Annotated in this window: 11 protein-coding genes; 3 read left to right on the top strand and 8 right to left on the bottom strand. The window is 72.2% G+C overall.

What is annotated here, in order from left to right; genetic code table 11:
• Positions 1-221 precede the first annotated feature (221 nt).
• On the top strand, positions 222-938 hold the full coding sequence (locus OG948_RS29745) for an alpha/beta hydrolase (protein ID WP_406299396.1): 717 nt from the start codon (positions 222-224) through the stop codon (positions 936-938).
• A 46-nt stretch (positions 939-984) separates the two neighbouring features.
• On the opposite strand, the gene OG948_RS29740 is transcribed toward OG948_RS29745, so the two are convergent.
• The 8 genes from OG948_RS29740 to OG948_RS29705 all read right to left on the bottom strand — a co-directional run bounded on the left by OG948_RS29740 (position 985) and on the right by OG948_RS29705 (position 11,794).
• Positions 985-3,297 (bottom strand): ABC transporter permease, encoded by a 2,313-nt coding sequence (locus tag OG948_RS29740; protein WP_406299395.1) that lies wholly within the window; start codon positions 3,295-3,297, stop codon positions 985-987.
• Between the two features lie 112 nt (positions 3,298-3,409).
• A complete protein-coding gene (locus OG948_RS29735) occupies positions 3,410-4,771 on the bottom strand; it encodes a replication-associated recombination protein A (RefSeq protein ID WP_406299394.1) in 1,362 nt (453 codons plus the stop codon).
• Between the two features lie 1,060 nt (positions 4,772-5,831).
• The gene (locus OG948_RS29730; protein WP_406299393.1) at positions 5,832-6,644 is read right to left on the bottom strand and encodes a vWA domain-containing protein; all 813 of its coding nucleotides are present in this window, start codon (positions 6,642-6,644) and stop codon (positions 5,832-5,834) included.
• A 106-nt stretch (positions 6,645-6,750) separates the two neighbouring features.
• Positions 6,751-7,263, bottom strand: coding sequence for a hypothetical protein (locus OG948_RS29725; RefSeq protein WP_406299392.1), 513 nt, complete (start codon positions 7,261-7,263; stop codon positions 6,751-6,753).
• The gene (locus OG948_RS29720; RefSeq protein ID WP_406299391.1) at positions 7,260-7,718 is read right to left on the bottom strand and encodes a hypothetical protein; all 459 of its coding nucleotides are present in this window, start codon (positions 7,716-7,718) and stop codon (positions 7,260-7,262) included. Before OG948_RS29720 ends, OG948_RS29725 begins: the two co-directional genes overlap by 4 nt.
• Before the next feature lie 307 nt (positions 7,719-8,025).
• Positions 8,026-9,828: an aspartate--tRNA ligase gene (gene aspS, locus OG948_RS29715; protein ID WP_406299390.1), complete on the bottom strand. Its 1,803-nt coding sequence runs from the start codon at positions 9,826-9,828 to the stop codon at positions 8,026-8,028.
• Positions 9,825-11,084, bottom strand: a complete 1,260-nt coding sequence (gene hisS, locus OG948_RS29710; RefSeq protein ID WP_406299389.1) for a histidine--tRNA ligase — start codon at positions 11,082-11,084, stop codon at positions 9,825-9,827. Before hisS ends, aspS begins: the two co-directional genes overlap by 4 nt.
• Before the next feature lie 14 nt (positions 11,085-11,098).
• A complete protein-coding gene (locus OG948_RS29705; protein ID WP_395871940.1) occupies positions 11,099-11,794 on the bottom strand; it encodes an MBL fold metallo-hydrolase in 696 nt (231 codons plus the stop codon).
• 313 nt (positions 11,795-12,107) lie between these two features.
• On the opposite strand from OG948_RS29705, the gene OG948_RS29700 reads away from it, so the two are divergent.
• Positions 12,108-12,944: a peptidylprolyl isomerase gene (locus OG948_RS29700; RefSeq protein ID WP_406299388.1), complete on the top strand. Its 837-nt coding sequence runs from the start codon at positions 12,108-12,110 to the stop codon at positions 12,942-12,944.
• Between the two features lie 105 nt (positions 12,945-13,049).
• Positions 13,050-14,279, top strand: a complete 1,230-nt coding sequence (locus OG948_RS29695; RefSeq protein ID WP_395871944.1) for a DUF349 domain-containing protein — start codon at positions 13,050-13,052, stop codon at positions 14,277-14,279.
• The last annotated feature ends 193 nt before the right edge of the window (positions 14,280-14,472 follow it).

Raw genomic sequence — 14,472 nt, 5'->3', positions numbered from 1 at the left:
TCGCTTCGTGCGGCGGAGCCCGGGTGGTGGGTTCTCGGGCGGTGGGTTCTCGGGCGGTGGGTTCTCGGGCGGTGGGTTCTCGGGCGGTGGGTTCTCGGGTGGTGGGAACGACGTGGGGCGTGGGGGCGTTCGGGATTTGGGGCGGTGGTTCGGGGTGCGGCCCCGGAGTGATGACGGTGGTCCGGGTCGTCGGGACCGAGTACAGGCATGGAGGGCTCCGCATGTCGGACGCGCACGCATCGACCGGGCCGCTCGCCGCGCTGCGTACATGGTCGCCGCCGACCGGGACGGACGTACGCGCGGTCGTGCTGGTCCTGCCCGGTGGGCGTGCGCGGGGGCGGCAGCCCGCCTCGACCCGCAATCTGGCGTATCGCCGGATGGTGCCGATCGCGCGGGGCATCCACCGGGCGACCCGCGCGGAGGGTGTGGCGACCTGGCTGCTGCGCTACCGGGTGCGCGGGTGGAACGAGCCCGACCACGATCCGGTCCAGGACGCGTGGTGGGCGCTCGACGGCATCCGTAGCCGCTACCCGCACGCCGAGGTCACCCTGGTCGGCCACTCGATGGGCGGCCGTACCGCGTTGCGGGTCGCCGATCACGACAGCGTGCGAACGATCTGCGCCCTCGCGCCGTGGATCGAGGACGACGAGCCGTACGCCCAACTCGCCGGCCGCGACGTGGTCATCGTGCACGGTACGGCCGACCACACCACGAGCCCGAGGGCCTCGCACCGCTACGCGCTGACCGCCCGGGAGGTCTCCGAACGGGTCTGCCGGTTCGAACTCCCGGACGGCCACGCGATGGTGCGTCGGTCCTCGGCCTGGACCGCGTTGATCCACCGCACCGTGGTGGGCGCCGTCACCGGAACGCTGGACCCCGAGATCGCTCGGGCGATGACGGCGCCGGATCCGGACGGGCTGCGCGCGGTGGTGAACTGACGGGCGTCCGTGCGGCGGGCGCGTCGCCCGGGTGCGCCGACGCCGGTCATGCGCTGCCGATCGCGGTGAGCACGTCCGCGCGGGCCGCCGTACGGGCCGGCCAGACCGCCGCGAGCACGCCGACGACCACCCCGAGGGCGAGGAATCCGGCGACGCCGGCCCAGGGCGCGATCAGGACCAGATCCGGCAGCCTGTCGCGCAGGGTGCCCAGGATCCCCCAGGCCAGGAACGCGCCCACGACCACCCCGAGCGCCGCGCCGAAGACCGAGATCACCAGCGATTCGAGCCGGACCATCGTGCGCACCCGCGAGCGGTCGAGGCCGATCGCGCGCGACATCCCGATCTCGCGCCGACGTTCGAACACCGACATGGCCAGGGTGTTGACCACGCCGAGCACGGCGATCAGCACGGCCATCGCGAGCAGCCCGTACATGATGTCGAGCAGCAGGTCGACCGAGCGGCTGATGGATCGCCGGACGTCGGGGCGGTCCTCCACCGTGATCAACGGGTTGTCGCCGATCGCCCGCTCGATCGCGCGGGTGGTTCGGGGGTTGTCGCCGTCGGCGGTCCGCACCATGATCGACCGGATGTCGCGGTGGGCGGAACGCGCCTGTACGAGCGCGGCCGGCACGGTGATCCCGGTCAACTGTTCCAGGTCGCCCTGGAAGCCGCCGACGGTGACGCGGCCGCGTGTGCCGTCGGGATAGCCGATCGCGACGACGGAGCCGACCCGCCACCCGCGCCGCTTCGCGATGTCCGGCGCGACCAGGATCTCGCCTCGACGCAGCGCCGCCGCGGCGTCCGCCGTGCCGCCGAGGTTGAGCAGGCGTTCGATTCGCTGCGGATCCACCCCGATCACCGCGTCGTCGTGGCCGTCCAGGGTCACGGTGTCCCGGATCAGCGGGGACACCGCGGTGACCCCCGGCACCCGGGCGACGGCTTCGAGCACGCTCGGGTCGACGGAGGCGCCGTTGACCGTCCGGATCCGGTAGTCCGCGGCGACCTCGGCGATCGCCCGGTCCTCGACGGCCTGCCGGATCGACGCGCCGAGCATGCTCAGGCCGGCGATCAGGGACAGGCCGATGGTCAGCGCGGACGCGGTGGCGGCGGTGCGTCGCGGGTTGCGAACGGCGTTGCGCGGGGCCGGCCGACCGGCCACGCCGAACGGCCGGTCCAGGAACGGCGCGCTCATCCCGATCACCGGTCGGGACAGCAGCGGGGTGAGCAGGAGGATGCCGACCAGGACCAGGAACACCCCGACGGCCACCGGCACTCGGCCGCTGTCGCCGGCGGTCGAACGGCCGTACGCGGTCAGCGCCACGCCGACGGTGGTCACCGCTACGCCGAGCACGCCGCGCCCGCGTGGGCCGACGGGGCCGGCGGGTTGCTCCACCGTGTTCAGCGCGGCGACCGGCGGGATCCGGGGCGCGCGCCGGGCCGGCAGCCAGGAGGCGAGCAGGGTGACCGCGCCGCCCACGAGCAACGCGACCGCGATGGTGCGACCGCCGACGATCAGCGGCCCGGCGGGCAGGTGCGCGCCGAACCGTTCCAGCGCCGAGCGCAGCGCGCCCGCCGGCGCGATCCCGACACCGAGGCCGAGCGACGACGCGACCACGGCGACCGCCGCGGCCTCGGCGAGCACGATCCGGGTGACCTGCTCGCGCCGCGCGCCGACCGCGCGCAACAGCGCGAGTTCGCGGGTGCGTTGGGCGACCAGCATGGTGAACGTGTTGGCGATGATGAACGTGGCGACGAACAGCGCGATGCCGGCGAACACGAGCAGCGCGATGGTCATCTGCCGGGTGCCGGCCTCGATCATGTGCACCTGGGCCCGGGCCGGCGCCCGTCCGGAGTCGACCCGCAGGTTGTCCGACCGGGGCAACAGCCGCTCGGCCGCGTCCCGCAACGTCGCCTCGCTCGTACCGGGGGCCGCGGTCAGGTCGATCCGGCCGTAGCGGCCGGGCTTGAAAAACAGGCGCTGCGCGGTCGCGGTGTCGAACAGCACCAGCGAGCCGCCCGACGACACCCTCGGATCGTCGGTCCCGAACACGCCGGTCAGCCGGGCCTCGACCATCGGGCCGCTCAGCGCGACGCGCACGGTGTCACCGACCCGGAAGCCACCCTTGTCGGCGGTCCCGGCGTCCAACGCGATCTCGCCGCCGCCCGCGGGCCCGCGCCCGGCCCGCATCGGGAAGCGCGGGTCGACTCCGTCGCGGCTCGGCACGAAGTTGGTCCCGATCGTGGTCCACCCGGATCCGAGCAGGTCGCCGTCGCGGTCGACCACGCCGGTGAACCCCTCCAACACGCCGCGCGCCCGGGCGACTCCCGGCAACGCGCGCAATCGGGTCAGTGCCCCCACCACCCTGCCGATCAGGCACCCTTGCCACGGCCCGGACGCGCTGATCTCGCCGCTGGGTCGGTCACGCCTTCGGGTGCTCGGGGGATTCGGGGGTTGGCGGGTTCGGCGGGGGCTACTCGGTGGTGGGGGTGGTGCCGGAGAGGCGGGATCTGGTCCAGGTGGCGATGTCGGCGTAGCGGGCTTCGGCGCCGTGGCGGGTGGGCTCGTAGTAGGTGCGGCCGTGGATGGCGTCGGGGGCGTACTGCTGCGCGGCCACGCCGCCGGGGACGTCGTGGGGATAGACGTAGCCCTGGGCATGGCCGAGTTTGGCGGCGCCCTTGTAGTGGCCGTCGCGCAGGTGCGGCGGTACCGGACCGGCAAGGCCCTTGCGGACGTCGGCGAGCGCGGCGTCGATCGCGAGGTACGCCGCGTTCGACTTCGGTGCCAGGGCCAGGTGGATCGCCGCCTGGGACAGCGTGATCCGCGCCTCGGGGAAGCCGATCAGCGCGACCGCCTGCGCGGCGGCCACCGCGACCTGGAGGGCGGTGGGGTCGGCCATCCCGATGTCCTCGCTCGCCGAGATCATCAACCGCCGGGCGATGAAGCGCGGGTCCTCCCCCGCGTCGATCATCCGCGCGAGGTAGTGCAGCGCCGCGTCCACGTCGGAGCCCCGGATCGACTTGATCAAGGCGCTCGCCACGTCGTAGTGCTGGTCCCCGTCCCGGTCGTACCGCACCGCCGCGCGATCCACCGCGCTCTCCAGCGTGGCCAGCGTGATCGTGTCCTCGCCCTTGTCCGCCGCCGATCCCGCGCCCGCCTCCAGCGCGGTCAGGATCCGTCGCGCGTCGCCGCCGGCGATGCGCAGCAGGTGCTCCTCGGCGTCCGGGTCGAGGGTGAGCGTGCCCTTGAGCCCGCGCTCGTCGGTGAGTGCGCGGTGCGCCACCTCGCGCAGGTCGTCGTCGGTCAACGACTCCAGGGTCAGCAGCAACGAGCGGGAGAGCAGCGGGCTGATGATCGAGAAGTACGGGTTCTCGGTGGTCGCCGCGATCAGGGTCACCCAGCGGTTCTCCACGGCGGGCAGCAGCGAGTCCTGCTGGGCCTTGGAGAAGCGGTGGATCTCGTCCAGGAACAGCACCGTGTCGCGCCCCTGCGCACCCGCCTGCCGCCGCGCGTCCTCGATCACCGCGCGTACTTCCTTGACGCCCGCCGTGATCGCGGACAACTCCACGAACCGCTGCTTGGTGACGTGGCTGACCACGTAGGCGAGCGTGGTCTTGCCGGTACCGGGCGGCCCCCACAGGATCACCGAGGACGGCGCGGTGACCCGGCTCTCCGACGACACCAACCGGCGCAGCGGCGATCCCTCACCCAACAGATGCCGCTGACCGAGCACCTCGTCCAGATCGCGCGGTCGCATCCGCACGGCAAGCGGCGCGAGCGAGGGGTCCTTGGCCTGCCGGGCCTCGGCGGCAGCGGTGAAGAGATCGGAATCCACTCCCCGACCCTAACCCCCACCTCCGACTCCCAACCGTCCCGGGACGCGCCCCAGCGCACGACCCGGAGCCCCACCGACCGCTCCACCGCACTCGCCACGACACGCCGCCGCCGAACAGCAGGTGGCGCACCAAGAAACGGTCGGCACACCAACAGGCGGCGCAGCGCACCCACGGGACAGCCCCCGCCCCGCCGCCCGACACCACCACCCCGACTCGACGCCACCACACGACACCGCGCCCCGCGCCACTGCCACCGACTCCGGACCGGCCGGCGACACCGCCCGGAGCCCCCACCTGACCGCTCTCGACGCAACGCGCCGTCGCCGAGCGGGAAGCAGCGCACCAACAAGCGGTGGGCAAACCCATCGGGCAGCACTGCGCCCTGCCGCCCGAGACTTGGCCCCGCAACTCGGCACCGCCGCCACACGACACCGCGCCCCCACAGCACCGTCACCCAACCGGCCCGGGACACAACCCGACCCGCCGGCCGACCGGCCCACCGCACGCAAAACGACGCGCCGTCGCCGGGCGGAACGCGGCGCACCAGGCACCAAGCACCAAGCACCAAGAAACGGTCGGCGCCCCACCAGACGGCATCACGCCTCGCCCCCGACACCACGGCCCCACGACTCGACACCATCACCACACGCCACGGCGCCGACGACCCCCGGCCGACCGACGCAGGACGCCACCCGGAGCGCCCAGCGGCCGGCCAAGCCCGTTCGCCACGACGCGCCGTCGCCGAGCGGAACGCGGCACACCACGAAACGTCGGCGCACCCACCGGGCAGCATTGCGCCTGGCCGCCCGACACCGCGACGCGACACCGCGCCCCGCGCCCCGCGCCACAGCCACAGCCACAGCCACAGCCACAGCCACAGCCACAGCCACACGATCTCCGGCGCCTCGCCCCCGCATACCCCCCGCGCCGGCCCGCCCGCCGGCAACCCGGGCAACGCCAACGCCACCGACCCGCCCGGCCCGGCCGCGCCTCGCCCGGCCCAACCACGCGGACGCAGCCCCGTCGCCCGCGCGGCTCACCTCTCCCGAAGCGCTCGGGTCAGCGCAGTACCCCGGCCGCCTTGGCCGTCTGGAGCCATTCGGGGAATTCGTTCATCAGGTTGTCGAAGAGTTCGCCGTCGGGCATGCGCCTCGGGTCCGCGCCCGCCTCGAAGAAGCCCGCGTTGTCGACCACGCGGTACTTGGGCGCGGGCAGGTCGTCCAGGCGGTGCAGGAAGCGGAACTCGTCCCGGCCGAAGCCGATGAACTGCCAGAAGATCGGCAGCCCGGCCGCCTGGCAGATCGCCTTCTCCGCGGCCTTCGCGTTGTTCGGCGCGCCGTCCGTCTGGAAGATCACGAAGGCCGGATCGGTCGCCCCGCACGACCGGTAGTGCGCGATCACCGCTTCCATCGCCGACACGTAGTCCGTGGTGCCCATGTGGCCCAGCTTCTTGTGCAGCGCGGCGATCCGGCCGCCGTAGTTGTCCAGCGAGATCTCCTCGGCCTCGTGCGCCTTCGTGTCGAAGAAGATCACCGGCACCGAGCCGTCGTCGTCGAAGTGCGCGGCGGCGGCCAACACCCGGTCGGCGAGCGCCTGTACGCTGCCGTTCTTGTAGAACGGCGCCATGCTGCCGGAGCGGTCGAGCACGAGGTAGACGGCGGCGCGCACACCCGCGAGCCGGTTCTTCTCCAGGCTCACCCCGGCCGCCTTGTACAGGCTGACCAACCCGGGTGCGGAGCGCTCGATCTTGGCCAGCGAGACCGCCGAGCCGCTCCCGCTGCGCACGGTGGCCGGGGGTGCGGCGGCGGGCGGTGCGGCGGCCGTCGACGAGTCCGGGTTCGACTTCTTGCGACCGAACAGCGAGAAGGGCATGGCGAGGGCTCCCAGCAGTCGAGCGAGTCGGGTGGCCGCCCCCTCCCGGGGGCTTCACCGGCCTACGCTCCCAGATCGCCCGCCCTCACGAACAGGGGCAGATCCCTCAGGAATCGGCCATGTCGCAGCCCACCCGTAGCTCCCGCAACCCGTCCGGCGTCAGCCCGGGCGGCACCACCACGACATCACCGATGTCGCCGGCCCACATCACCTGCGGCCCGAACGCCTCGGCCAGCGCCACCACCGCCCGTTCCGCCGCGCCCGGCCCCGGCGCCCGGAAGGTCAATCCGGACACCGGCTCGTCGGCCCCGATGCGTTTCCGCTCACCCGCGACCGCGACCGCGAACCCGCCCAGGTGGTCGCCGTCACCCGCTCCGGGTCGCTCCGGCAACGGGTCCGGCACCTCCGCACCCTCCACCCACAGGGTGAACCAACAGCGCGCGGACAGCCCTTCGCCCCGCAGCACGGCCAGTACCTCGCCGACTCCCGGGTAGGACACGGCACGTGCCTCCTCCAGGAGGTCGGCCGGCACCGGCGTGCCGAACGACTCGACGAACTCCAGGCCACCCTCGCCATCGGTGAACCAGCGCAGCGGATTGATGTGCACGGTGTGGCTCATGCGACCTCCCCTTTCAAGCCCGAAACCCGGCCCACCCCAGCATCCCGCTCGGCTCCGACATCGGCGCCGCCGACGACGCCCCCACCGACGTCGCCGCCGCCGGGCGCAACGGGCCCACCACCTCCGCGTGTTCCGCCGCCCGCGCCGGCCGTCCGCGCCGACGAGCCGCCCCGCACGACGCCCCCGGCCGCGCTCCCCCGCTCCGCCGTCGCGGCCCGCCGTCGGCGCGACGCGAAGTACCACTCCTGCCACTCGCGCGTGCCCTCGATCGCCCGGACCCGCGCCATCGCGTACAACCGGGTCGGCGGCGACCCGCGATATCGCATGTTGGCCACCGTCCCGTCCGGCTCGGCCAGGAATCGTGCGATGGCGCCCTGCGTCCAGCCGCGCCCCTGCACGACGGACCGCGTCACGTACTCCGCCGGCACCCGCCGCTTCGTCAACTCCACCGCCATGTCGGCCTCCCCGAGGTCATCCGAACCGGTGCGGCACCGGCTCGACTTCCAAGGTAGGCAGACCCGGATCCGTGCGCTCCGACCCTGTGCAGAAGCGTTTCGGCTACCTCTTCGAGTCGACAAAGTCCGGCAACGCCGAAGGGCGGCCGAGCCATTGGCTCGACCGCCCTGATCCCCGCACGCGTGGGGCCGACGGGAGGGCGGACAGGATCCGAGACGTCATTGCCGGACCATCCCCGCACGGACCATGTCGAAGGACGGGGCCACTCCTACGCCAACCGTCCCAACGACATCCACCCGCAAGCGGTTACGCCTTCTCCGCACCCTCACCCGTGACACCGTCACCCGAGTCCGACTTGGCCTTCGGCTTCGCGTCGATCCCCGCCTCGCGCCGCTGCTGCGCCGTGATCGGCGACGGAGCCCCGGTCAACGGGTCGCCACCGGAGGCGGTCTTCGGGAAGGCGATCACGTCCCGAATCGACTCGGTTCCGCCCAAAAGCGCCACCAACCGGTCAAGGCCGAGCGCGATCCCGCCGTGCGGCGGTGGCCCGTACGCAAACGCGTCCAGCAGGAACCCGAACTGCGACTGCGCCTCCTCCTCCGACATCCCGATCGCCGCGAACGCCCGCTCCTGCACGTCCCGACGGTGGATACGGATCGAACCGCCACCGATCTCGGTCCCGTTCAGCACGATGTCGTACGCGTTCGACAGCGCCTCGCCGGGGTTCTTGTCGAACCCGTCGAGCCACTCCGCGGTCGGCGCGGTGAAGGGGTGGTGGATCGCGTGCCAGCCCTGGTGGTTGCCGGCCGCGTCCTCGATCGGCTCGAACATCGGGAAGTCGACGACCCAGAGGAAGTTCCACCGCGACTCGTCGATCAGCGAACCCCGACGCGCGATCTCCAGCCGGGCCGCGCCCAGCAGTTCCAGCGAGGCCGTACGCCGACCCGCCGCGAAGAAGATGCAGTCGCCCTTGGCCGCGCCGGTCGCCTCGACCAGGCCGGCCAGGTGCTCCTCGGACAGGTTCTTGGCCACCGGGCCGCGCAGTTCGCCGGTCTCCGCGTCGACCAGCACGTACGCGAGCCCGCGCGCGCCGCGTGCCTTGGCCCAGTCCTGCCAGCCGTCGAGCTCCTTGCGGGTCTGCGCGGCGCCGCCGGGCATCACCACCGCGCCGGTGAACTCGGCCTGGAACACCCGGAACGAGGTGCCCTCGAAGTAGGCCGTCAGATCGACCAGTTCGCAGCCGAAGCGGGTGTCCGGCTTGTCCGAGCCGTAGCGCGCCATCGCCTCGGCGTAGGCCAGTCGGGGCAGCGGCAGCGGGATCTCCACGCCGTGCACCTCGCGCCACACGCGCGCGATCAGCTTCTCGGTCAGCGCCAGGATGTCCTCGGCGTCGCAGAAGGACATCTCGACGTCCAACTGGGTGAACTCGGGCTGCCGGTCGGCCCGGAAGTCCTCGTCCCGGAAACAGCGCGCGATCTGGTAGTAGCGCTCCATGCCGGCGACCATGAGCAGCTGCTTGAACAGCTGCGGCGACTGCGGCAGCGCGTACCACGAACCCGGCTGGAGCCGCACCGGCACCAGGAAGTCGCGGGCGCCCTCGGGCGTGGACCGGGTCAGGTACGGCGTCTCGATGTCGAGGAAGTCGTGGTCCTCCATCACCTCGCGGATCACCCGGGTGACCTTGGAGCGCAGCCGCAGGTTGCGAGCCATCGGCGCGCGCCGCAGGTCGAGGTAGCGGTGCTTGAGCCGCACCTCCTCGTTCACCGTGCCCGGCGTGTACTCCTCGATCGGGAACGGCAGCGGGGCCGCCTCGGAGAGAATCTCGAAGTCGTCCACGACGACCTCGATCGCACCGGTGGGGATCTCGGTGTTCTCGTTGCCGTCGGGGCGCACCCGCACGTCGCCGGTGATCCGCACGCAGAACTCGGAGCGGAGGTTGTGCACGGTCTCCAGGTCGCGGAAGACCACCTGTACGGTGCCCGACGCGTCCCGCAGGTCCACGAACGCCACGCCGCCGTGGTCGCGCCGCCGGGCGACCCACCCGGCGAGCGTCACGGTGTGGCCGGCGTGCTCGGCGCGGAGCGTCCCGGCGTCATGGGTGCGGATCACTGAAGCTTCTCCTTCAAGACGGTGACGACCTGGTCGAGCGGGACCGGGGTCTGGTCCCCGTTCGACAGGTCCTTGATCTGGGCGACGCCCTCGGTGAGGTCACGGTCGCCGACGACGATGGCGTAGCGGGCGCCGGATTGCGACGCGGCCTTCATGGCGCCCTTGAGCTTCTTCCCGCCGAAGGCCATGTCGGCGGGGATGTCCTCGATCCGAAGCTGGGTGATCATGCCGAACACCGCGCGGCGGGCCGCGTCGCCGATCGCGACGCCGTAGACGTCGCAGTCGGCCGGGGTCTCCACGGCCTGGCCCTCGGCCTCCATCGCGAGCATCGTGCGGCCGATCCCCAGCGCCCAGCCCACCGAGGGCAGGTCGGGGCCGCCGAGGTCCTCGGAGAGGCCGTCGTAGCGCCCGCCGCCCCCGATCGCCGACTGCGCGCCGAGGCCGTCGTGCACGAACTCGAAGGTGGTCCGGTTGTAGTAGTCCAGCCCGCGGACCAGCCGGGGCGTGTCCTCGTAGGAGATCTCCAGCTCGTCGAGCATGCCGCGGACGAACGTGTGGTGTTCGGCGCACGCCTGGCACAGGTGGTCGGTGATCAGCGGGGCGTCGGCGATCAGCGCCTGCACCTCGGGGCGCTTGTCGTCGAGCACGCGCAGCGGGTTGATCTCGATCCGCGCGTGCGTCTCCGCGTCCAGGTCGAGCGCGCGCAGGAACTCCTGGAGCTTGGCCCGGTAGACCGGGCGGCACTCGCGGCAGCCGAGCGAGTTGAGCAGCAGCCGGAAGTCGCGCAGGCCCAGCTTCATGAAGCCCTCGGCGGCGAGCGCGATCATCTCGACGTCGACCAGCGGGTCGTCGCTGCCGATCGCCTCGGCGCCGACCTGGGTGAACTGGCGGGTGCGGCCCGCCTGGGGGCGCTCGTAGCGGTAGTACGACCCGAAGTACCACAGCTTGACCGGCAGCCGGCCGGCGTACAGGTTGTGCTGGAGTACCGAGCGCATCACGGCCGCGGTGCCCTCGGGGCGCAGCGTCAGCGAGCGGCCGCCGCGGTCCTCGAAGGTGTACATCTCCTTGGTCACGATGTCGGTGGACTCGCCGACGCCGCGCAGGAAGAGGCCGGTCTCCTCGAAGGTGGGGGTCTCGATGTACTGGAACCCCGCGTCGCGCAGCTCCAGGCCGAACTGGATCCGGATCCGGTTGAACGTCTCCGAGTACGGCGGAAGCATGTCGAAGGTGCCCTTGGGGGCGTTGAAGGTACTCACGGTATGAAAATCCGTCACATTCCTCGGTGCGGTCCCGCGGGCGGCGTCAGCTCTTGCAGATAAGGGTTGCTCGCGCGCTCGCGGCCGATCGTCGTCTGGGGGCCGTGGCCGGACAGGACGACGGTCTCGTCCGGCAGGGGCAGACACACCCGGGACAACGAGCGCAACATCTGCGCGTGATCGCCGCCGGGCAGGTCGGTGCGTCCGATGGAGCCGGCGAAGAGCAGGTCACCCGAGTACAGGATGGGCGGGATGTCCGCGCTTCCCTGGGTGCCGAACGCCACCGACCCCTGTGTATGGCCGGGCGCATGATGGACCGTCAGTTCGAGGCCGGCGAGGTCGAGCACGGCGCCGTCGGTGAGCAGGCGCACGTCCTCGGGTTCGGTGAAGGTCATCCCGCCGAACAGTTGTTGCCCCACGCCCAGCGACAGGCCCTTGGCCGGGTCGGAGAGCAGGTCACGGTCGTCGGGGTGGATCCACGCGGGCACCTTGTGCTCGGCGCAGACCGGCACCACGGAGAACATGTGATCGATGTGCCCGTGGGTCAGTACGACGGCCACCGGGCGCAGCCGGTGTTCGCGGATGATGTCCTGTACGCCGTCGAAGGCGTCCTGCCCGGGGTCGACGATGACGCATTCCTCGCCGGCGGCAGGGGCGACCACGTAACAGTTGGTCTGGAAGGACCCTGCGGGGAACCCGGCGACGATCACGTTCGTCCTCTCGGTCTCGGGGTCTTCCGGCGGCGGGGCAAGCACGGAAGTATGCGGCGGACGTGGGAATCAGGTACGAGACTACCGGCGCGCGGGGGCGGATCGCGAACCGGTTCAGGGGGTGCGTGCCTAGACTGTGCGCGAGCTGCGGTCGGTTCCGGGCCTGTGGGATCACCGCAGGTCGGGGCCGGTGCACGGATCCCGTCACGGCCGCCGGTTTCCGGTTCCGGCGCCGGGAGCCCTCGCCCGCTGGTCGGGTGTCCCGGGTCGAGTCCATCCACATCGAGTCCGTTCGAATCCAGGAGAGCACGCGGTGGTCACCAAACAGCAGCGCCAGCGGCAGCTCGCGCGCGAGAAGTTCGAGCGCCAGCAGGAGCGACGCGGGACCGCGCAGGCACGTCGGCGCAGGCGCAACCAGGTCATCGCCGCGGTCGCCGCGGTGGTCGTCGTGGCCGGTGGCGGCGCCTGGCTCGCGGTGGCGGCGGGTGATGACGACGACAAGAAGACGACGAACGCGTCGAACACGCCGTCCACGCAGCCCTCGGCCCCGCAGTCGCCGGCTCCCGAGCCCAAGCCGAAGACGTGCGCGGCGCCGGCTCCGGGTGAGCCGACCAAGGAGCAGTTCCCCACCGAGCCGGCCATGTCGATCGACACGAACGCGGCGTACACGATGACCCTCAAGACCACGTGTGGCGAGGTGAAGGTCGCGCTGGAGGCGAAGAAGGCGCCGCACACGGTGAACTCGTTCGCGTTCCTGGCGGGCAAGAAGTTCTTCGACCACACCAAGTGCCACCGGTTGACCACGGGTGGTCTGGCCGTACTCCAGTGCGGCGACCCGACGGGCACCGGCACCGGTGGGCCCGGCTACAAGTTCGTGGACGAGAATCTGGGTACGGCGGGCCCGGACGGCTCGGCCGCCTACCCGGCGGGCACCGTGGCGATGGCGAACTCGGGCCCGGGTACCAACGGGAGCCAGTTCTTCCTGGTCACCGCGGACAGCAAGCTTCCGCCGAACTACACCCCGTTCGGCAAGGTCACGGCCGGGATGGACGTCCTGGCGAAGATCGCCGCCGCGGGCACCGAGGACGGCGGCTCGGACGGCGCGCCGCGCGAGAACGTCGTCCTCGACAGCGTGACCGTGGCCAAGTAGCAACCGACCGGACGCATGTTCCACGGCGACTCCCGGGGCACGGCCCGGCCCATGCCCCGGGGTCCTGTGTAAAGTGCGCCGCATTCAGCATCGAAGGAGGCCGCTGTGAGCAGCGACCCGTGGGGCCGCGTGGACGAGCAGGGAAACGTCTTTGTCAAGACGGCGGACGGTGAGCGCTCCGTCGGTTCGTGGCAGGCGGGTTCCCCGGACGAGGCCCTGGCCTACTTCCGGCGCAAGTACGAGGGGCTCGCCGTCGAGGTGGAGTTGCTCGCGCGGCGGGTACGGACCACCGACCTCGCCCCCAAGGACGCCCACCACGCGATCGAGCGCCTGCGCGCGAGCATCGTCGACGCGAACGCGGTCGGCGATCTCGAATCGCTCGTCAAGCGCCTGGACGCGTTGGTGACCGTGGTGGACTCCAAGCGCGAGGAGCGCAAGGCCACCCGCGCCAAGGCGCAGGAGGAGGCGCAGGGCGCCAAGGAGCGGATCGTCGCGGAGGCCGAGCAGCTGGGCCAGAGCACCGATTGGCGGCCGGCCGGCGAGCGGCTGCGCGCGCTGGTGGACGCCTGGAAGGCCGTGCCGCGGCTGGACCGCAAGGCGGACGACGAGCTGTGGCACCGGTTCTCGCAGGCCCGGTCCAACTTCGCCAAGCGCCGCAAGGCGCACTTCGCGGAGCTGGACGGTCAGCGCGACAGCGCCAAGCGGGTCAAGGAGAAGTTGGTCGAGGCGGCCGAGGCGCTGTCCACGTCCACCGACTGGACCGACACCGCGGCGCGCTACCGCGATCTGATGAACGACTGGAAGGCCGCGGGCCGGGCCCAGCGCGATGTCGAGGAAGAGCTGTGGCAGCGCTTCCGGGCCGCGCAGGACGTGTTCTTCGCGGCCCGCAGCGAGGTGTTCGCCGAGCGCGACTCCGAGCAGCGGGAGAACCAGGCCGCGAAGGAGGTGCTGCTCGTGGAGGCCGAGACGATCGTGCCGGTGACCGACGTCAAGGCGGCGCGGGCGGCGCTGCGCTCGATCAACGATCGCTGGGAGGCCATCGGCCACGTCCCACGCGACGCCCGGCCGAAGATGGAGGCCCGGCTGCAGAGCGTGGAGCGGGCGATCCGCGAGGCCGAGGAAGAGTTGTGGAAGCGCACCAACCCGGAGGCGCGGGCGCGGGCGCAGGCGGCGGTGGACCAGATCCAGGCGTCCATCGACAAGCTGACCCAGCAGGCGGAGAAGGCCCGGGCGGCCGGGAACGAGCGCAAGGTGCGCGAGGCCGAGGAGTCGATCGCGGCGCGCGCGGAGTGGCTGGCCGAGGCGAACAAGGCGCTGGAGGAGTTCTCCGGCTGAGCCGGAGGAATGTTCCGACTCGGCCTCTCCGGCTCGGTCGGGCAGTCGCGCGCGCGTGACGCGCGCACGCACACGCTCCCGCGTGCGCGCGGTCGCGAGGCGGACGATGTGACGTGGGAGCCGCCGCGTCCGCACGGCGCCGCGACGAGGAACGGGCGGATCCGGGTATCGGCGAGTTGCCGACCCGGGTCCG

Source organism: Embleya sp. NBC_00888 (assembly GCF_045207655.1).
Taxonomy (GTDB): domain Bacteria; phylum Actinomycetota; class Actinomycetes; order Streptomycetales; family Streptomycetaceae; genus Embleya.
This window is presented reverse-complemented; position numbering and strand designations above follow the sequence as displayed.

Coding starts and splice junctions, on each gene's coding strand:
- OG948_RS29730 (WP_406299393.1), bottom strand. CDS start 6,644: ATGCCCTTCTCGCTGTTCGGTCGCAAGAAGTCGAACCCGGACTCGTCG.
- OG948_RS29720 (WP_406299391.1), bottom strand. CDS start 7,718: ATGGCGGTGGAGTTGACGAAGCGGCGGGTGCCGGCGGAGTACGTGACG.
- OG948_RS29725 (WP_406299392.1), bottom strand. CDS start 7,263: ATGAGCCACACCGTGCACATCAATCCGCTGCGCTGGTTCACCGATGGC.
- OG948_RS29745 (WP_406299396.1), top strand. CDS start 222: ATGTCGGACGCGCACGCATCGACCGGGCCGCTCGCCGCGCTGCGTACA.